General features: G+C 48.2%; 12 protein-coding genes. 5 read left to right on the top strand and 7 right to left on the bottom strand.

Annotated elements, in window-relative coordinates:
- Positions 1-43: 43 nt before the first annotated feature.
- The gene (locus DFER_RS26270; protein ID WP_229206119.1) at positions 44-349 is read left to right on the top strand and encodes a hypothetical protein; all 306 of its coding nucleotides are present in this window, start codon (positions 44-46) and stop codon (positions 347-349) included.
- Positions 350-473: 124 nt separating this feature from the next.
- The gene (locus tag DFER_RS26265) at positions 474-968 is read left to right on the top strand and encodes an anthrone oxygenase family protein (protein WP_015814704.1); all 495 of its coding nucleotides are present in this window, start codon (positions 474-476) and stop codon (positions 966-968) included.
- Positions 969-1069: 101 nt separating this feature from the next.
- On the opposite strand, the gene DFER_RS26260 is transcribed toward DFER_RS26265, so the two are convergent.
- The 7 genes from DFER_RS26260 to DFER_RS26230 all read right to left on the bottom strand — a co-directional run bounded on the left by DFER_RS26260 (position 1070) and on the right by DFER_RS26230 (position 15347).
- Positions 1070-2755, bottom strand: coding sequence for a GH39 family glycosyl hydrolase (locus tag DFER_RS26260; RefSeq protein ID WP_015814703.1), 1686 nt, complete (start codon positions 2753-2755; stop codon positions 1070-1072).
- Positions 2756-2820: 65 nt separating this feature from the next.
- Positions 2821-3864, bottom strand: coding sequence for a hypothetical protein (locus DFER_RS26255; protein ID WP_143828815.1), 1044 nt, complete (start codon positions 3862-3864; stop codon positions 2821-2823).
- A 72-nt stretch (positions 3865-3936) separates the two neighbouring features.
- Positions 3937-6822 (bottom strand): hypothetical protein, encoded by a 2886-nt coding sequence (locus DFER_RS26250; RefSeq protein ID WP_015814701.1) that lies wholly within the window; start codon positions 6820-6822, stop codon positions 3937-3939.
- Positions 6823-6877: 55 nt separating this feature from the next.
- A complete protein-coding gene (locus tag DFER_RS26245) occupies positions 6878-8032 on the bottom strand; it encodes a hypothetical protein (RefSeq protein WP_015814700.1) in 1155 nt (384 codons plus the stop codon).
- A complete protein-coding gene (locus tag DFER_RS26240) occupies positions 8029-10641 on the bottom strand; it encodes a coiled-coil domain-containing protein (protein ID WP_015814699.1) in 2613 nt (870 codons plus the stop codon). The genes DFER_RS26245 and DFER_RS26240 overlap by 4 nt, the downstream gene beginning before the upstream one ends.
- A gap of 29 nt (positions 10642-10670) precedes the next feature.
- Positions 10671-11426: a hypothetical protein gene (locus DFER_RS26235; RefSeq protein WP_015814698.1), complete on the bottom strand. Its 756-nt coding sequence runs from the start codon at positions 11424-11426 to the stop codon at positions 10671-10673.
- Between the two features lie 273 nt (positions 11427-11699).
- Positions 11700-15347 (bottom strand): T9SS type A sorting domain-containing protein, encoded by a 3648-nt coding sequence (locus DFER_RS26230; RefSeq protein WP_015814697.1) that lies wholly within the window; start codon positions 15345-15347, stop codon positions 11700-11702.
- Between the two features lie 293 nt (positions 15348-15640).
- Here DFER_RS26230 and DFER_RS26225 point away from each other — a divergent pair, with 293 nt between their 5' ends.
- The 3 genes from DFER_RS26225 to DFER_RS26215 all read left to right on the top strand — a co-directional run bounded on the left by DFER_RS26225 (position 15641) and on the right by DFER_RS26215 (position 21645).
- On the top strand, positions 15641-16279 hold the full coding sequence (locus DFER_RS26225; RefSeq protein ID WP_015814696.1) for a GntR family transcriptional regulator: 639 nt from the start codon (positions 15641-15643) through the stop codon (positions 16277-16279).
- 377 nt (positions 16280-16656) lie between these two features.
- Positions 16657-19839, top strand: a complete 3183-nt coding sequence (locus tag DFER_RS26220) for a SusC/RagA family TonB-linked outer membrane protein (RefSeq protein ID WP_015814695.1) — start codon at positions 16657-16659, stop codon at positions 19837-19839.
- 27 nt (positions 19840-19866) lie between these two features.
- Positions 19867-21645 (top strand): RagB/SusD family nutrient uptake outer membrane protein, encoded by a 1779-nt coding sequence (locus DFER_RS26215; RefSeq protein WP_015814694.1) that lies wholly within the window; start codon positions 19867-19869, stop codon positions 21643-21645.
- The last annotated feature ends 40 nt before the right edge of the window (positions 21646-21685 follow it).

The following is a 21685-nucleotide window of genomic DNA, read 5'->3' as shown; positions in this document are numbered from 1 at the left end:
TCGGTTACAATTTCCTATTTATCCAAAATTTAACATGATGGTTATGGAAAGCGAAAACGAAAAACAGGCCGTGATCACGCTGAACGACGAAAGCTTCAAGCATTACCTGATCGAACGATACGGCACTTCTGAAAATTTTAACTGGAAAAAACTCAAAAGCGCATCCCAGGAACTGATTTCCCCTGAAACATGGATACAACTTTACAATCGCGCCAAGGAAGATCTCGCTCAAAAGGGAGGGTCGCTGATGGGTTACGAGCTGGTAAACAACATATTACTCAGCCATGACGGCATCAACTCGCACTGGCCTATGAACTGGATGTGGGTGATCCGCTTCGAACGCAACTAGCATCTGCAAGCAGGGAGTTGGTTGTTTCGGGCAGGTTAGCGATGCAATCGGAGCGCGCTGCCTGCCGTTGTCGCTTTTCTTCTATTTTTCCGGTCATGCACCGGCGAACTTTGAAGAAAAAAATATGACGACGATCAATCTCTTCCTGCTTGCGACAGCCCTTACCAGCGGCCTCATCGCCGGATTGTTTTACAGCTACTCCTGCTCGGTGAACCCCGGGCTAGGCGCGCTACCGGATGCGGGTTACCTCTCCGCGATGCAATCGATTAACCGGGCTATTTTGAATCCCGTGTTCTTTTTCAGCTTCATGGGGACATTACTACTACTTCCATTGAGCACTTACCAGCATTTGGGCACGGGCACACGCTTCTACCTTCTGCTGGGCGCTACTTTGGTGTATGTGATCGGGACGTTCGGCGTTACCGCGGCCGGTAATGTGCCTTTGAACGAACTACTAAGCAAGATGAACCTGACCGGAGCTTCCACGGACGAACTGGCCGCCCACCGCTTGCGGTTTGAAATGCCCTGGAACCGGCTGCACGCGATCCGCACCTACGCTTCGGTCCTGTCGTTCGTGCTGGTGCTCCTGGCCTGCCTGACGCCGCTCGACAAGCATTGATCTACAAGTGAAATCATTGTCAATCACACGTCTATAAATGACTTATCACCACCAATGGCATACAAAATCCCAAACGGTAAATCTTACTGATTCCAATCCGCCTACCAATCGAGCTTGATTAGCGATACGGCCTGCCTTGGCAATGCCACGGGGATTCGTACTGAGCCGTTGGCAACTTTCAGCTTACGGGGTTTGCCCATTGTTTCGAGCTGGCCGGCTTTTTCGAGCGTCGTAATTTGCGCGGCGGTGGGTTGCTGGGGCGAGCCCATTTTCTTCCAAACCTCGTAGGAATTGCTGTGTTCGTGATCTATGCGGTATTCGGTGAAGGTTACCGAGCCTGCCGGGATTCCGCTCAGTTGGACTTCGACGGGTTCGGCCGCGCCCTGGCGGTCATCGTCGTGGTAGTTCCAAAGCATCACCGCGGCGTTCCGCCCCGCTTTGGATGCAAGCACGCCGATTTCCGTCTTTTCGCCATGAATGCTGGAGTCGAGCACCATTTGCAGCGGATACATCCGCTCGCTGCGGGCCTCCACGCGGTCGCCGCTCATTTTGCCAAACATCCGGAAGACGTTCAATACCGGCTTGTCGACGCCGTTGGTGGCGAGGTCGCGGAAGCCGTAAAACCACGGCTGGTTTTCGAATTCAAAAGACCACGACACCGCACCGAGGAAATTGACACCATACTGATCGGCCAGGGCATATTTGCGGGCAAATGTGGCTGCGGTGTAGCTCGAATACATGGTTCCATTGCGGTAGGCATTGGAAGGATTCGTGGCCATTCCGCAAGCCGCACAGCCCTCCGGGTCCGATTCGCCGACGATCAGCGGCAGGTTTTTAAACTGCGGATAGGCCAGAACGGACTTGAAGCCGGTTTGGATATCGCGCAGCTGCGGGCTCATGTTCATCCGCACCACGCCGTTAATCAGCTTGGGCGATCCTTTGGCATGGAACAACACGGCATCCAGCGGCGATCCGGTTTTGCCGGTTGCATAATTGGTCCCTTCCGCGCAATGTTTCAGGAATGCTTCCAGCCATTGCGTGCCCGTCTTGCCCGAAGTGCCGGCAATATTCAGTCCGCCAATGCGGGCCGTAGGCAATGCCCTTTTCACCGCATCGGCGGAGTAATCGTAAAGTTTGAAAAACTCCTCCATCGTGCCTTTCCAGTAACCATTCGGCTCGTTCCAGACCTCCCAATACCAGCTCTCCACCTCTTTCTGGCCATAGCGTTCTACTGAATGTTTTACCCAATTGTAAACCAAATCGGTCCATTTCTGATAATCTTTTGGCGGGTAGGCCCAGCCGGTGATGATTTTAAAATAAGGGTCACCGGGCTTCCAGTCGTGCTGGTAAGGCGTGGGGTTGGTCGACAGCGCTTCGGGCATAAAGCCGATCTGCGCGAGCGGCTTCATGCCCCTTTGCACGTAGGTGTCGAAAATACTATCGACAATAGCCCAATTATAAACGGGCTTGCCCTGGCTATCTTCGGTGTAGGCATTGGTGGAACCCCATTTGAGCGCCGGCGTGCCATCGCCCGTACACAGCAGGCAATGCGCCCGCACATACACCGGCACGGGACTCAGCGCCGCAATTTCGGACAGCAATTTCTTACCATCCTTCATATAAGTATAGTTGGGCTCGTCATACCCGAACCACGCCCAGGCCGGATTCATCGGCCCCACCTTTTTGGCAAAATCGACCTCCACCCGCACAGGCTGCTGCGCGAATGCGGGTAGAACGGTGATAAATATTAAAAGAAGCTGAATGGTGACCCGTAAACTGCGTCGCATGATGAGAGCGTTGGTTGTTTGCGGGAAAACGGCGGTTGGGGGGAAATCTACCGGTTTTCAGGCTATTAAACATTCATCAAATTTTCATAGTCCCGTTCCATTTGAAAGGGGTTAATTCCTTCTATGATTAATTCTTCACCTTCTAGCTTCACCAATCCCTCGTCCATTAAAACAACAGAGGTGGAGAATAATGAATCTTTGAAAATCAAAAACGCAGAAGATTTTGCCTGAAACTTGCCATCCGCAAAAGCAAGTGTCAACTGCTTCATTTCCATCGAACTGGTTTCAACCTGGGTAGGTTGCTCGCCATCCTTTGGTTTAATCACAAACTCTATCTTACCCTCGTCGTTTCGCTTCAAACCGTCATAGGTACCATTCTCCGAATACTCATGTTCTTCTTTACCCTCGACATAAGTCGCAAGCCAAAGCACATTCAAAGCTTCCGCCGGGCTCTCGCATATCCAGAAGTGCCCAAACCGACCTTTTACATTATCGAAGAAAAATCGAAAGTAATTGTGGATGAATATCTGCCATCCCTGAGACTGATTTGCGGTTATTTCAAAGTCCGCATCAATGATTTTATCAATCCTGACATTAAACTGCCCTGATTCTTGTAATGAAAACGATAGACCTGCACCTATTTGATTGTTGAGATCTTTCAAAAACTCTGCTTTCTGATTTTGGGAGGTCAAGTATGGTTTAACTGCATCGTAAATCGGCACGTTGGTCATATCAAATTCAAACCACCTCCCATGCTCAGGGATATAGAATCCCCTTACCGACTTGATATTCAGAGCGCCGTGTATTACTTCCTCATTAACCAGTTCCAGTAACATTAATCTACTGGTTGTATTCCGGAGAAATGGCCCACATGTTTCGTCAAAGCGTTGCGCATAGTAAACCTTTGTTGTATCGGGATTAAAGCGATGCTTTTTCAGTGACTCGTTGATAATCGTAAAATGCCGGACTCTTCGTGCTATTTTATGCTCATTCGGAATACCGTGAGAGTGAATATCTGTGGGCTCCCAAATGGTCCACCCGTATAACGACTCGTCACGAAGCCTTTTCAAAAGATTCAGCTTGTCATAGTTAACCTGTGTATTTTCCAATGTGATAGTCGATTAAGGATTATTTAGATGGATTTAACTTTTCTCTCCTGATTACATTTATAAGTACCGAGACTACGACCTGCGAATTATTCTTCCGATACCCAACAGGAACATGGTACTCAATATCGTTCCGATTAAAGGTTGGATTAAGTAGAAAAAACGGACTCCAGATGCAGCGTTTACTTCAAGCCTGCAAACATCTCGGGTCATTCGAGACAAAAGTGGAGGCAGCATATTTTCAGCTGATAAAAATTTAGCGTCAAATTGTAGCGAAGAGCAAGGGGCGCAAAACTGGCCACTATTGAATGCGTAATCAAATATGATTACTCCTAAAAGCCACAAACCGAAAAGTGATACCAGCGCTCGATAGGCAGGCAACCCCAGGAATGCAAACGACTTAAGAATGAACATCAAACCAAGTTCACCAACACCTCGGGTTTTTGTTCTTAACAATACTCGTCGTGCTCTGGAATCCTCACCTGAATGCAATAATGTTTTAGCAAATTGTTCATATGGCTGCCTGTAATTAGATTCCTCAGTATAATCTTTAAACCATAAGCATTGATCTAAAACCTTTTCGTGATCCTTTATTGCCCGTGAAGAGTAGCTGTAAATATAATTGTATTTCATGCCAACTATCTTCCACTCTGTTTGCTCGTGCATTCCACGGACAGGATTGACAAAGAATTGCCCGACCTCGGACGAATGTAAATCGACTCTCCCGAAAACACGAAAAGGGATTGCTTCGAGGTCGTCGCCCTCGTTCAAATAAAGGTCACCCGAAACCCTGGTTCGCCGAAGACTAATTGCCGTTGGCAACTTTTTTTGGTCTGTAACCAAATCGGATTTCCAAGTCTGAGAATCAAGCCAATCCCTGACATAGGGAAATCCGGAAAATACCCGCTTGCCAAATGTTTGAGCGCCCTTTGCAGATGTTGACTGAGCGGGCAAACAGGCATAGAAAAAACTTCCGTTACAAATAAAGTTGCGCTTAACAATGGCTCTCTCAAAATTCACTTTTCCAGCAACAAGCGTAACGCCGAGTGGATGCTTCCGTCGGTGTTTTCGTTTGATTTCTCGCCGAAGCGCAAACAAAGTATACAGCCTGGCCTTAAAATGCTGACTCCGACTGCCTTGCTGCTTCGAGTTAACAATGACACGTCGGAAAAATGTAATCTTTCTTTCAATTTTTGCTAGAATCTGACGAGCTTCGACCATACCAATTAAGGCTTGGTTACTTAGCGCACGCCACTGCTGCTTATCTCCGAACTCATCAAAAAACGTCAGCCAAAAGAACTGGCTGAACGGCCCATTGCAAACGTCGGCACTATACTTTTTTTCTTCTAATTGATAGTTAGTATTGATGTCACCAACCATTAAGCGATTTAGCTGCTTCTGGAATTGTGACTGCGAACTTGTTAAGTCGTTCGATTGAAGAATAGCATTTCCGGATTCTTCCACTGATGGTCTGCGGTTAAACCTCAAATCGACATCGCCGAAATGTCTGTTTTGTTCCTCCCCCTCCTGCTGCGCTAAACTATCTTTCTTGAATGATCTGAAATTGAAAAAGACCGACCCATTTACGACCGCATCCTGGGCAGATATTATTTCTCTTTCTGAGCCGTAGTCATCGAAGGCATTGGAGTGAATAAATGTTCCGCCGGCAAAAACCAGGTTTTCAACTACTATTGAGCGAAGGTCAACTAAGCCATCTGTTTGAAAACCAGAGGAAAGCATCAAATCACCCTTGATAATAGCGTCCCGGAGAGTTACCCCATTATCCGCTGGGTTGCCAGACAAAACATGAGATCCGGCAAAGGAGCAAAAAGATGAAATTCTGGCGCCGACTAGGTTTATAAAAGTCGTATCCATTTGCATAAGCGATATTGTTACGGCCTCAATACCTCGCATAGAAATTCCTGCGTTGAATTTATTCATCCGGATGGTATAGTCGCTCGATATCAACCAACTTGAAACTCGTTCCGCTACCATAGCGAAATCGAGATTGAACTCCTTTTTAAAAATGGCGGTGATACAGTCAATACTCCGGCATTTAAGGAATTGTCCTGCTAGCCCTCCTGAAACGACAGATTCAAATGTAATCCCTCCTATGTTGGCCTTTTCAAGATTGATACGACCATCAACATGTATCCTTGAATCCTGATCGCCCTCGCCTTTAAACCTAAGCTCGCCTGTAATACGTGATTCACTTAGGACGACATCTCCGCTTAGATCCTCCGGCCCCTTACGCTCTCCGGTTTCACTGCTCTTACTTACGAATCCCTGGCCACGCACAGACCTCCTCTGGAAAACCAAACTGCCATTCATGTTTAAGCCGATGCCATTAAAGCTTACTTTTCCTGCGTTTGCATCATCTTGATATTGCAGTCCCTTGTTCCTTGTAAAGCCAATTTGACAGTCTAAAAACTTGATAGTTTTAGTAGAACTGTTCTTTACATTAATTCCACTTGCAAACGAGCAATCCTGAAATAATACTTCCACCGGGATCTCAGAATAGCGCAGGTCAAGGGAATACGCATTGGGGCGTTGGGAAGGATTCATACGAGATCCTGGCTGTTTCCAACTGTTCATCTCCCACATGTCTTCGGCAGTAGACCTGATATTTGCGCCAACTATCTTCAATGTTTGCCCGTGTAATAATCTTTTGGACCACTGAGGACTAAAAAGAAACTGCAAAAACTCCGAGCGGATTACTTTTTCCCGCTCCTTCCATGGCCTGCGGTCACCTGATCTGCTTGGCTTGAATTCGCGGTTTATATTCAATTGGCAGTTCGCGATTCCGCTGGTAGTTCCTTCATAGAAAAGAATTCTTTCAGCCTGTCTAAATGGCTTATCCAATTGGCTGGTCGGCAGATCGCGCTCGATTTCCTTTTTTGTAAGACCGTGCTGTAATAAATAATGTCGTAATGTACCCGAATTTGCAGCATCTGTAAGCATTGTCTGGCAGTTTTGGCTATGAAGAGGGTTGTATTTTGTTACTATAATCAGGCTATCAAAAATACTGGCGCACTGCAACTTTAAGTCCGGCAGTGAATAACCTTGTAACCAGTTCCATGTCTTGAGATCCGGTCTCCAGGCGCTTAAAATTGAAATAGCCCGTAGGCAACACTCTTAGATCTAAACGTCCTCCGATTCTGAATTTAGGCCCAATCGACAAATGTGAACCCCATGTGAAGTCACTTGCATCAAAAGCGCGCGATGCGAATAGAAAATGAAGGCCTACATCGGATGAAAAAGAAGTATTTTCTTTAAAGGGATTAAAGCTATAACCAGTTTCAAATCCAGAATAACGGAAATCATAACGGCGACCGGTATTACCTGTGCTCAATCCGTTGCTCCAATTTATTATGTGCCCCTGTGTACGAAACCCTTGTTGTTGCAAAACTCCCGACAAATAAAACGAATTTCGGCTATCTACATTAAACCCAACTTTAAGAGAAACTCCCCAGTTAAAAATACCCATTTCATTTTGTTCCCTGTCACTATACATCGAAATGTCCGGTTGGCGATTCATTACCTGGAGAACCCTGCCACCCACACCGGGCATTACGCTTGCCTCTAAGTACAGAACCTTTGGTGTTTTGTACATTCTAAAAGCGTTGCGAAGCTGATTGCGCGTATAGAAAGTTTGCAAACGATTTTTAGGCGATAAGAGTGGCTGAGGGTTTTCAACAAAGCCGCCGGCAACCCATTCCTCGATTACCAATTTATCCCGATTCGAAACTATTGTCTTAATACTAATTTTTGTGGCCAGCTTCGGATTATTGTAGAAAGCCTGCAAAGGCTTCGAGAAAGACTGATCAGCTGCGTTCTCATAGTAAGTGTATTTATCATTTTTAGGAATGGCAATCCATTTACGGATATTGGTTTGGGTTAAAACATCATCCGTTGTAGGAATAAACTGAAACTCCTCGACACCACTCCTTTTAAAGATTTGTATAAACCGCGTCGTCATTTCCCTGCTAATTTTCCCATCTCTCATATAGGAAGTAGAATCATATCCTATTACTATTCCTTTTCCTACGCGCCATCCGATTGGATACATTATTTTCCACGACACGTCCGGAGATTTATAAGTTGTATTGAACTGCGCATGTACGCAGTTTGCAATGTGCCAGCAGAATAACATTAATACTAAATTTTTCATGAGTCGAATCCTTTAAGTTTTATGTTATAGCTGTAACCAAACTGGAATTGTGCAAAAAATGTATTCCGATCTCTCTGCTGAATAAAATATCGCGCGCGAAAGAAAAACTGCCCGTCTCTGTTACTGGTAGGCATAGCACGGATATAGCATTCCACCATATGTGAATTGCGGGCCGATGGCTCGATAACCCTACTGGTAAGATCCGATTTTGCGTAACTGGTAATAGGCTTGAAATTATTATTGCTAAAAAGTACCGTGCGATTAAATTGAAATGATAGCACAAACCCTATACGCTTTTCAGACAAAAGCTCGACGGAAATTTTCGGGTACACTGTGGATGAATGTCCGCTCAGTGAAATAGAATCCCTGCGTGCAGAAGGGTCGGCAACATTCAATGGGCGTTGAACAAGCGGCGTGTGGCCATATGTTGCCCCGATATCCAAATAAGATGTCATTTTACCGTCCGGCCAGTCGAACAGGAAGAGATTGAGTTCGCCTCCTAATGCAAAGTTCTGATACCGGCGGATATCGAGCGCCGTTGCATAGTAAGGTGATATCACCTGATTGTTCCGCACAACATCCTCATTGCGCAATTCGAGGACGCGCTTATCCTTTTCAATTTTATTAAGTGATCCGAATGCATTGAAATATGTTAGCCATCCGATATCGGAACGAGAATTACGAACCTGAATCCTGGACGTCTTAATGTTAAATCGTCGCGACACCTCAAATTGAATCAGACCATTCGGTTTCCCCGGGTCTATTCCTTCAAAATCAGTGTACACTTTCGTGTCAAAAAGATTCTTGAATGTGTCACGCTGTAAGCTCATGAAGCCGTCCGACGGTTTAAAATCGTTAATGGTAGTATCGGCCGGACAATAATCCCGGGTATAATTTTCCAGGAAGTTTTCGTAATTGGCGAATACATCGCTCAGGTACACGAACTTATCCGGCGAGAGGCGGGCGTACAATCTCGTTCTCGAAAACCGCATAAAGTTCTTCACAGAAGAAAACCCGATAGCATAAATATTTTCATAAATAGCAAGGTTGCCCGTAGCATCAGGAATAAATACCTGAACACGCTCAATGTAACCCCGCTCGATCTGGACATGTAATTTAAAAATCTGAAATATTCCCGCCGCGATCAGTTTCTTATTTTCTTCCTTTACCTCTCTACGAAATGCAGTAAGCGTTTTACCAAGACTATCACTCTTTGACATCAGTGCCTTGTTTAGATTAACCTTCTCATCCCGCACACGTTGCAAACCGGGTATATCGGCAAGCTTTCTACCAACAGTTTCTGCCTCAGAAATATCCTTTTTGATTTTATCCAGTTCAGTCTCGGTTTTTGCCCGTTCGTCAACCTGGATATCTACAAGTCTTTTGAAACCAGAATATTCTTCCTCCACCTTCGCTAGCTCAATACGAGACACCAAGACCGAATCCCTCTGCTTATCTAATTTAGCTCTAAAAGACACCAATTCACTATTATAGCGGTCAATTTTGGACTTGTCTTCTTTAATTTTACTAGTTAAATCAGTAGTGGCTAATTCAATTATTTTTTGGTTATCTTCTTTTAAATATCCATCCTTTATTAGGCTTGTCAGAATGATCGAGTCACCTTGTAGTAAGTTTTTCTTCAAGACATCCGCATCAATTTTATATGTTCCAGATACGCTGTCCAATTTGAAAACATTTGACTTAATTAGTTTATCCAATATTACTACGTATTTTTCCAGTTTAAGCTTATTCGTTTCAGCGACATTAATTGTATTTTGCGTATCCGAAACATTAAGTGACTTAGCCTTTTCTAATTTTATTACGCTATCTCTTTTTTCTCTTGAATTTTTCAATAACGCATCATTCTTGCTTATATTTCCGTTCTGATCAGCTAGCCGTCTTTCCAGCTCCGATTTCTTCGCTTTCAATTCATCGATCTTCTTATTATTATCCTCAACCAGCGTTCGTGAGTTTAAAATCTTTTCATCTTCAATCTTGATAAATTTGGCGTATTTTGATATAGTATCCGCAAGCACTCCCATTTCCTTAGTCAGGCTGTCTATTCCAATATTCAATACCATTACCTTACTGGTTTGAGAACTGACAAATGCCTGCCTCTCTTCGTGATGCTTGAATATGTCCTTTTTGTATGTACCAATATAGTCGTGCACCAGCAAATTACCCGCCGGCAACCGCTTCCCATCGAGCTGACCGACGGAAGTAAACGCTACGAAAAGTTTCATAATCGTATTACCTTGAATGGGCCTGACAGAATCACCTTTAACCTGAATTTTTTGGTTCAGTTCTGTTTTCAAGGTTAAAAAATTGATTGGCGCATCCAGGTTAATGCTCGCAGTATCCAGCAGGGCGTCAGGGGCCGGGCATTTGTAGGTTATAACGTAATTGGTTTCCTTCTTTTCCTTATCAGGCTGATTTGTGTAGTACACAGTAAAAGTTACCGAAATGCGGTCCAGATCGGAATACACGACATCAGAATCAATCGTCTGGGTAATCTTGACAAGTTTCTGACTGGATTTTTCAGATTGTGCCAGTGCTGCTAAGGCACAAAACTGCAACAGCAACCACGTAATTGTAGAAGTTAATTTCATTGTATTAAGAGGAAGAAGAGTACGGAGATTCAATTGAGCGTCACCTTGATGGACTTTACGCTGGTATCATCGTCGGGATTCAGCAGAATTTCCAGTTCCTTGATTTTTCCCGTAAGAAAGTCGAATGTGTCCGACGCCTTTCGCTGGTCCAATCGGGCGTTTACAACGGTGTCTCTCGATATCTTCCCAACAATATCCTTCATCTCAACGCCCGCGTTGCCCCTGCGATAAAGGTTATATCTGAGAACGACGTCGTTGTCAACGGTGATAAAACAGCGGCCATTACCGTAGTAGAATACCGATGTATCAACTGTTGCATAGTCAACATCTATATTTCTGTAATATCCTGCCGGAAGGCCTGAATCGTCTGCAACCGGACTAAGCCTAGTTACATACAGATTGTTTTTAAAATCTTTTCCGTAAAAAAAATCATCGATAGTTGTAACTGTCTTACTTCCCTCACTCGCGATCTCCTCACCTGCTTTCATTTGATAACTGTAAACATTTTCGCAGTTATATGATCCTGATTCAGCAGTCTTGCAGCCCTCTATATGGAAAGCCAATCCTTTAATAGCTGCCCCTGTAAGATTCTTGATTTCAACCTGGGTCTGTTTCCGCCATTCGTCACTTTTGTTAGTCAGCAATATCTGCAGAATCGCCTCACTGTTCTGATAAGCGGTAAGAATTGTGGGAGTTGGCGGTGAGATTTTGGGTAATTCGTTCGCATCCTTGTCGCAACACAGGCATGACAGGGCGATTAAAAATAGGAAACAGTGTTTTAACATACCGATAGAGGAGAAGAATGGAAACGTGAGATAGCTAATCAATAGCTGTTAACTAATTGACGTGGCACAATTTAGATCAGATTTCTACATCTTATTTTACCGTAAAGTAAATAGTTAGAAAAGGTTACAATAAAATTTCACTACCCAATAAGAACATCAAGTCGGGAGTCATTCGACAAAAAACTGTCAGGCAGGCACCAGCCTATTCAATTTGAACGATTATCACCATACGCAGTTATCAAATCTGCCCGACAGCCTCCTGCCATCATCCATTCATCGCTTCACAATCACCCTGCTCTGTACCTTACCCTGAACCTCTATGCGCAGCGTGTAAGATCCGGAAGAAAGACCGGCGGCATCCAGCTCTATCTTACCCGCGGACACACGCGCACTGCTCCTCGATACCACCCTCCCCAGCAGGTCCACCACGGTGATATCGGCAAGTTCGCCCTCGGTCGAATGAACGGTCACCATAAATTTTCCGGCGGATGGATTGGGATATACCACCACATCATTCCGGTCCCCCGCAATACGGACGGGGATCATCCTGGAGTAAGCAAAAGTTTGATCGATATCATTCATCCTGAGGCGATAGTAGAGCGTTTTGCCCGGAAAATAATGGGCGGCGCCTGGATCAATGGCATTGTATAGGGCCTGCTGGTCTACGTAGGGGACCGTCTGCAACACGGAAAAGCGCTTTCCATCCACACTTCTTTCAACATCAAAATGGCTGAAATTTTGTGCGTCCGTCACGTTCCAGGTCAGAAGGACGTCATTTTCAAGCTGAGATCCGGAGAAAGAAACGAGCGTTACCGGCAATGCATTTGCGTTCGTTTGCACAAAGAACCCACTAAATCCTTTTACAAAAAAGCTGACTTCCCAACGGCTATAAGCTGCATTCCAAACGATATAGCTGTCCTCGGGGTTGATCACCTCGCCAGCTTCGCCTGGATAAGAGCCAGGCAGCCCGGAGCCGTCACTGCTCACGCCGGAAAACTTGCCTATGCGCAGGTTAATGATCCCCTGCGTGTCAGAGCCGCTCGTCGGTAGCTTTTCAATGCTTTTGGGATGGCTGTTAAAATTGTCGAAATCGAGCTGGGAAAAATAAAGGGTGACGCGTCCCTCCGCCGTACCAGGGTTCGACTCGGGTGTAATCTGATAATGCCGGGCCACAAACGGTTCTCCTTTGTAATCCGGCACCTCGTCTTCTACCCAAACCTTGGCATTTACAGTTCCTCTTATCCCCTCCGGGCCCGTAGACGCTATCACACCCAAAATACTGCATCCGGATGCAACTTCGAGCTCAGCCTTGCCTTCTGCGGCGATATTTAAATTACTCTCGTCCTGAGAGTTGGCAAGCGGCGCTCCGAGCGGGTCGTAAATACTTACCTTGTTTAAAAGCGGCTGTCCCACAACCATATACCCGTGTTGGGCATTGTATGCGGTATTTGCAAAAGGCGTACTAAAGTTGCCGAGTACGGAATTACAAGTGTTTGGCGATCCCGACGTGCCGGTGACTGCATTGCAAAGCGTAACAGACCTGAATTGATATGTGTAAGGGTTTGTGAGACTATATATGCTGATCACGTAGTAGTAATTGTCAGAAACTTCCACCACGCCTACGTTGTTTCCCCCGTAACTTCCAAGAGAATTTTGGTTGGTACAGAAACCTACCAGCCCTCTTTCCGAATCACCCCACGTTGTTGAGAAAGCGTTGTACAACACAAAGTTCCCGTTCGCTAAGATCCGTGGTTCTCCTATCCCGATATTACTGTAAGCGATGGACCCCACGAACGAGTTATCAGGACCAACTATTCCAGTTAACGGCACATTGCGTTTGCCCCACGAAACTGCGCCCACACGCATTGTGCTGCCATTGTTCCAAAAAGGACTTCTGACCAGGTAATTTCCATTCCGGAGAATGGTAACCCCGTGGCTGCCGATCTGGTCATTAGCCGACGAGCCGATCAGCGAATTCAGCTGGGAAATCTGCCCGGCAGTCCCGTTTTGGCCATCGCCAAATGTCACAGCACCTGCATATAGAGTTGTTCCATTGGCCCATTGGCTACTTAGCACAAGATAGTTTCCATCGGGCAGGGCCACGATCCCCTTATTTCCGATGTTATCCTGATCTCTGCTGCCTACAAGAGAATTTTGCTCAGTAATATGGCCTGCAATTCCCGATGTGCCGCTTCCCCAGGTGACGGCACCGCGCTGGTACGCCGTACCGGTTCGCCACGAGGTGCTAACTACGACGTAATTCCCATTCGCAAGGGCAGTTACCCCTCCGTTTCCGATCATTTCGCTCTGCAAAACTCCGACAAGGGAATTATCAGCTCCTACCACCTTGCTTGTAGGCTGGCTACCGTCGCAGAATGTGACGGCGCCCACTTTTTGAACCGACCCGGCTCCCCAGTTAAAACTGGTTACCACATAATTACCATTAGCAAGGGGAGTTACCTGAGTCCCCACCTGATCGTAACTTGTTGAGCCAACCAGGGAGTTCTGGGCAGTGACCTCACCTGCTAATCCCCCAGCCCCACTACACCAGGTAACAGCTCCGGCGCTTACAGCTGACCCGTTGCTCCAATTGGAGCTACTGACAACATAGTTCCCGTTTGTCAGCTCAGTAACAATGCCCCCGACATAGGCATTGGCAGACGTTCCGACCAGAGAATTACTCTGCGAAATGCTCCCTGTAATGCCGGTTGAACCATTTCCCCACGTTGCCGCCCCTGCATTCTGGAGGGAACCATTGTCCCAGGCGGGGACCCCTACTATATAATTACCATTTGCTAAAAGGGCCGGGATATATTGCCCTACCGCATCATTTGCACTGGTGCCTACGAGCGAGTTATCGCTGCTCACAACACCCGACAATCCCGTAACCGCACTTACCCAGGTGACCGCGCCGGCATCCGTAATGCTTCCACGATCCCAATATCTACTCCGCACCAGGAAGTTACCGTTCCTGAGCACCAATATCCTATCATTGCCCACTTGATCACCCAGCGAACTACCTACCAGCGAGTTGGCACTGCTGACCGCCCCGGTAACGCCAGTCGCGCCATTGCCGAAAGTTACCGCCCCAGCCGCACTGGCTGCTCCATTATTCCACCTCGAACTACTGACAACATAATTCCCATTGGCCAAAACCGTAATATCTTCGATACCGACACGATCGTTCGTCGCCGTGCCTACCAGAGAATTACTTGCGTTTATCGCGCCGGTAACGGGTGCAGAACCATTGCACCATGTGACTGCACCGGCATCGGTAACATTTCCATTATTCCAACTATGACTTTGGGCCAGGAAATTGCCATTTTTCAACACTACCACTCTTCCGACGTAGTCATTTTCCGAGGAGCCTACCAGAGAGTTGGTTTCAGAAACAGGGCCTGTCGTTCCGGTCGTGCCATTTCCTAAGGTAATGGCGCCTGCGCTGGCCGCCGTCCCATTTCGCCACGATGGGCTTCCGACAATGTAGTTACCATTGGGTAAAACCTCAATCCAGTTTGATCCAACCATGTCGTTTGTCGAGCTGCCGACCAGCGAATTTGCGGCACTGACAACGCCGTTCAATCCTGTGGTTCCGTTTACCCACGTAACCGCACCGGCCGAAGTAGCGGTACCATTATTCCAATAAACGCTTCGAACGACAAAATTGCCGTTTTTCAGGGGAATGATCAGTCCACTACCGACCTGATCGTTAGCCGTACTTCCGGTTAATGTACTGATCAGTTCATGCGTTTTACCATTGTATAGAAACACAGCACCAACATTGGAAACCCCATTGAGATCGTACATATGGTCCAAAACGACATAGTTGCCGTTTTCCAGTGCTGTTACCAGCGTGCCAAATTGTTCTGTACCGGATGGATTGAGAAGATCTGTCACCTGGGAAAGGGCGCAGAATGACATAAGATTGAAAAGAAGTAGATGTACTCCGGAGCGTAGAAGTTTTGTCATGAAAAAGATAGAAGAGGATTTTCTACAAAAATAAATTCGCCCCCCGATCGCATCCAATACCCCGATCGGGGTATTTACATTCTTTCAAGTTTTAACCGGGCACATAGGAGCCGAAGTGATCCCTTATGGGCCCGGCCCTATGTAAACCCCAAACCAATAATTCCAAGACTTACAAATCCAGCAACTATTTTTATCAAAAATCCCTACCTTTATGTTTACATTTTTATCACATTACTTTTCCGCAAATGAAAGAGGATTCGCTGGCCAGCAAGGTGTATGTTGAACTACGGAGAAAAATCTTGTCTAACCAGCTCGTGCCGGGCATCCGGCTTAAAGAGGATGTCTGGGCCAAACGGATGGAGGTCAACAGGATGGCCGTGAGGGAGGCGCTGACCAGGTTGCTGGGCGAAAATCTGATCGTTTTTGGCGAGAAAGGTGGCTATTTTGTAAAGTCGCTGAGTGCTGCGGACATTAAGGAGATCAGGGAGTTGCGCGAGGTGCTCGAACTCGGCGCGCTACGGCTGACTTTCCAAAAAAGGGACGATGTACTGATTAAGAAGCTGGAAGACATTTGCGACGATTTCACTTCCATGGTGAGCGGCGGGTATTTTGGCGGGGCTTGCGAGGCGGATGTCAAATTTCACGAGACGTTGATCGACAGCGCGAGCAACAAAAAGCTGATGGATTTGTACCAATTGAGCAATATCCCCCTGTTTCACCACAAGCTCGGACAGGCCCAGACACACCTGAACGACTACGAGCAAACCGATTTCGAGCACCGGCAAATCGTGCAGGCCATGAAAGAAAATGACCTCAAGCTAGCCGAAGAAACGCTCATCAAGCACTTGATCAGGGGCGAAGTTTCCGTTCTGGATTTGGAGTAAGCCACGCTCCGCGCCGCTGCCCCGCCTATCTTCTTTTGCCATCATTTTAATGTCCCCACTCCGTGGACACCTTCTTCCTGCGCGCAATAACGGCACCGTCAGAAGAACGCCGTTCCGGGTTTTTAGAAAAAATCTGCTTCAAATATTTTTTGTTTACAAAACAGATATATATTTGTAAACATTATTACTCCTGTTATATCCACAAAGCCTGGCCGATTTTCGTAGACATTTTGTATTAAAAATGTATTACAGTCACGATTGATCGACGGGCTTCTTCTTCACTCCGGCACACTACATCACTGGTAGGGTTACTCCAAACACCTTGTCGTTTTTGCGCGTCAGTTCTTTCTTAAACTCTTTCCTTAACCTGAAAAACTATGAAACAAGAAAAGCTTTACCAGTTAAGAATCGCCGTTTTTCTCCTGATCGCCCTGTGTTTGGGCCAGACCGCGCGGGTGGAGGCGCAGACTTCGAAAGAGATTAAAGGGGTGGTGCTCGATAGCCTGAGCCAGACGGCCCTGCCGGGCGTGAGTGTGGTTCTCAAAGGCACTACCAGCGTGGGCACTACCACCGACGCCAACGGCGCATACTCACTGGCGCTCCCTACCGACGCTAGTGCATTGGTTTTCAGCTTCGTAGGATATGCCAGCCAGGAAATTACGATCGGAAACAGCTCGAATATCAACGTAAATCTGCGGCCGGACAGCCAAGCCTTGAACGAGATCGTCGTGACGGGCTACTCATCCCAGCGGAAGCAGGATATTACCGGCTCAGTGTCGGTGGTGGACATGAAAGCCCTGAAATCGGTGCCGGCAGGGTCGGCGGTGCAGGCTTTGCAAGGGCAGGCGGCGGGTGTGAATGTGATTAGCTCGGGCGTTCCGGGCGCGAGCAGCAACATTTTCATCCGGGGCGTTACCTCGTTCGGAAATACACAACCGCTTGTCATTGTGGACGGTATACAGGCCGACCTCAACAATATCAGTGCCGATGATATCGAATCCGTGCAGGTATTGAAAGACGCGGGCGCCGCGGCTATTTACGGCGTGCGGGGTGCCAATGGGGTGATTGTGGTGACTACGAAAAAGGGGAAATCCGGTCAACCGACCGTGACTTACGACGGTTACGTGGGTGTACAGCGGCCACTTCAGGGCAATCCGTTCGACCTGCTCAATTCGGAGGATTATATGAAAGTGGTCAACATTGCCAATCCCAACAATTCGCTTTTCCGAAACGGAATGCCCGATTATCTCTATGCTGGCCCGGGCGTGGCAGGCGTGGCGAAGGAAGGCGATCCGGCCGTAGATCCTTCCAAATATTTCCTCGACCCTATTAACACTTCCAAAAATTACCTGATCCAGAAGGTCAACAAGCAGGGAACCGATTGGTTTCACGAGCTATTCAAACCAGCGATAATGACCAACCATAACCTGGCTGTGAGCGGTGGAAATGAGAAGGCCAGCTACCTTTTTTCCCTCGGTTACATTCACCAGAAAGGCACATTGATCGAAACTTACCTGAAAAGGTATTCCGCGCGGATCAATACAGAATACCGGATCAGCAAACGCATTAAAGTGGGTGAAAATGTCAATATTTTCCATGTCGACAACCCCGGATTCGGGAATCAGTCGGAATTCGGGACGCTCTCGGCGGTGTACAAAATGATGCCGATCGTACCGGTATACGATATCCGGGGCAATTTCGGGGGCACATTTGCGGGCCCGGACCTGGGCAGCAACCAGAACCCCGTGGCGCAGCAAAAGCGCACGCTCAACAACCGTAACAGCTCCTGGAATATCGTCGGTAATGCCTATGCGGAAGTCGAAATCCTCAAAAACCTGACGGCACGCACCAGTTTCGGGGTCAATATCAACAATCCTTACAGCCAGAGCTTTAACTACACCCAATACGACAACAAGCAGGGCAACAGCAGCCCGAACAGCTACTCCGAAAGCGCCAGCTATAACAACATGATCACCTGGACCAACACGCTGGGTTACAACAGGCAGTTTGGCAAGCATAGCTTGCAGGTTTTGCTGGGCTCAGAGTCGATCAAAAGTATGGGAAGAAGTGTCGGCGGGGCGTCGCAGCGCTTTTTCTCCACTGAATTCGACTACCTCATCCTCGGCAACGGAACTTCCGGGGTGACCAATTTCAGCAATGCGTACGTCAACAGCCTGTTTTCCATTTTCAGCCGCGTCGATTACGCGTTCCAGGACAAATACCTGATCGGCGCCACGATCAGACGGGACGGCTCTTCGCGGTTTGGCTCGCGGAGCCGATATGGCACATTCCCGTCGGTTTCGCTCGGCTGGCGGCTGTCGGGCGAGGAATTCATGAAGTCGGTCAACTGGCTCAACGACCTGAAACTGAGGGCCAGCTACGGTGTGCTCGGCTCGCAAAACAATGTGGCCCCGGAAAATGCCTACACCCTCTTCGGCGGAGGCTACGGCAATGCATATTACGACATTACCGGTTCCAGCAACAGTGTTAAGCAAGGTTTTATTCAAACGAGAATCGGGAACCCGAATGCCAGCTGGGAAGAGAATGTGGTGACCAACATCGGGCTCGACGCTACGATTCTGAACAATAGCCTGGATTTTTCATTCGAATACTACAAAAAATCGATCAACGGCCTGCTCTTCACGCAGCCGCTGCCCGCCACGGTGGGAGGCGCTGCCGCACCGGTGGTAAACATCGGCGACATTCAGAACAAGGGCTTCGACGTGGCCCTCACCTACCGCGGCCGCGTCGGCAACGGGCTGCAGTACTCGATCGGGACCAACATTACGGCCTACAAAAACCTCGTGGTGGACATTCCGAGTCCGGGCTATTTCGACGGCGTGAGCCAGCAGGGAATGGGCACACTCGTCCGCAACAAGCAGGGCGAAGAAGTGAGCTCTTTCTTTGGTTACGAGGTGATTAAACTATTCAATTCGGACCAGGAGGTGGCCGAAGCACCAGCACAAACCGGCGCCGCTCCGGGACGGTTCCGTTACCGCGATGTGAACGGCGACGGCGTGATCACCCCCGAAGACCGCACCATGCTGGGCAGCCCCAACCCGGATTTCACCTACGGCCTCAACCTGGGCCTGAATTTCAAGGGCTTCGACTTCTCCGCCATTTTCTACGGTTCGCAGGGGGCCGAGATCGTCAACACCATTCGTTCCTACACTCACTTTTATGCGGGATACATCGGCAACAAAAGCAATGCGCTGCTGAATGCCTGGACGCCCGAAAACACCAACACGACCGTACCCAAAATTGAAACCGGCGCCACGTTAAGTACCTCGGGTGCATTGAATTCCTACTTCATCGAAGACGGCTCGTACCTCCGGCTCCGGTCGCTGATATTGGGCTATACGATCAAGCCGGGGATATTGCAGAAGATCAAGGTGTCCAAACTCAGGCTCTACGCACAGGCGGCCAACCTGTTTACCATTACCAAATATTCGGGCCTCGATCCCGAGCTGGGCGGCAGCAGTTCGAGCTTTGGGGTGGATTACGGCAACTACCCGAACAACCAGCAGAATTTCCTGTTCGGCGTCAACCTTTCTTTTTGATTATCAACTTATTAATTTAACAATAGGATGAAAAGATATTCTAACCCATTCCGTAAAATCCTGCTGCTTTCGCTCGTCATGCTATCGGCCTGCAACAAGGATTACCTTGAACTGAACCCGATTGGGTCGGTCAATGAATCGATATTGGCTACCAAATCGGGCGTGGACGGGGTGTTGATCGGCGCTTACTCCCTGCTCGACGGCGCCGGGGCCGTGGGCGGCGGGATCTGGGGCAGCCTCACCGTGATGGCCAGCATTGCTTCCGACGACGCGCATACCGGCACCGAGCCCAATGGCCTGCTCGCATCTTACGAGGGTTACAGCCACGATCCCACGACCTCCTCCACAGATGAAAAGTGGCGGTTCCTGTACGCGGCCGTCCAGCGGTCGAATGATGTATTACGTATATTGCCTAAGGTTAAGGATATTTCCGAAGCCGACGCATTGCAAATTAAGGCCGAAGCCACGTTCCTGCGCGGGGTGTACCACCTCGAACTCGCCAAGCTATGGCGCAATGTGCCATTTGTGGACGAAACCATCACCTACGATGCCAGTAACTACAATGTGACCAATACCGACCCGATATGGCCGAAAATCGAGGCCGACCTGCAATTCGCCGCAACAAATCTGACGCCCACCAAATCGGACGTGGGGCGCGCCAACAGCTGGGCAGCCAAATCGTTTCTGGCAAAAGTGTATATGTTTCAAAATAAATTCAATGAAGCTAAAACGCTGCTGGACGACATTATCGCGAATGGCGTGACGGTGAATGGCAAAAAGTACGCATTGGCGGAAGCTTATTTCGACAACTTCCTGACCGCCAAAAAACACGGGGCCGAGGTCGTATTCGCAGTTCAGATGTCGGTATACGACGGTTCCAACGGCGCGAACGGCAACGGGGCCGATTTGTACAACGGTCCTTTCGGCGGTCCGCCTTCGTGCTGCTACGGCTGGCTGCAACCCTCATTCGACCTGGTGAATTCCTACCAAACCGACCCGGTCACAGGCCTCCCGCTGTTTGACACGTATAATCAAAACCCGGTCAAAAACGACCAGGGCCTCGAATCGTCGGAGCCATTCACGCCGCATACCGGCACGCTGGATTCGCGCCTCGACTGGAATGTGGGCCGGCGCGGCATCCCCTACCTCGACTGGGGACTGCATCCCGGAAAGGCGTGGATTCGCCAGCAGCTAACCGGCGGGCCTTACAGTGTGATCAAAAACATCACCACGCAGGAGCGCGTATCGCTCGACCGCGAGAATGCCGCCATGAACTCGCCCTATAATATGATCCGCTTCGCCGACGTGCTGCTTTGGGCGGCCGAGGCGGAGGTGGAAGTGGGTAACCTGGCCAAAGCGGAGGAATATGTGAACCGCGTGCGCGCCCGGGCGGCGAATCCGGCGGGTTGGGTTAAAAAGTATATCGATGACAAAGCGCCGCTAAAAGGCTTTACCGACATTCCAGCCGCTAATTACAAAGTCGGGTTATACAAAGGGCATTTCACGCAGCAGGGAAAAGAATACGCCAGAAAAGCCGTACGCTTTGAGCGGAGACTGGAACTTGCGCTAGAACACCACCGGTTTTTCGACCTGCAACGCTACGACAATGGCACCGGCTTTATGGCCACGACGCTCAACACTTACCTGAACTTCGAAACCAACGTGCCCAAGTACGACAACAAGGCCTACATGCCCAACACTAACTTCACCAAAGGAAAGAATGAGGTGTACCCGATCCCGCAAGCGCAGATCGACCTGAGTATGAAAGACGGTACGCCAACCTTAAAACAGAATCCAGGTTATTAGTTATTCCTATACCCGAACCATTTATTCATTTAATTCCAAA

It is taken from the genome of Dyadobacter fermentans DSM 18053, assembly GCF_000023125.1.
In the GTDB taxonomy this organism is placed as follows: domain Bacteria; phylum Bacteroidota; class Bacteroidia; order Cytophagales; family Spirosomataceae; genus Dyadobacter; species Dyadobacter fermentans.
Note: the sequence above shows the minus strand (reverse complement) of the source record. Positions and strands in the feature narration are given on the sequence as shown.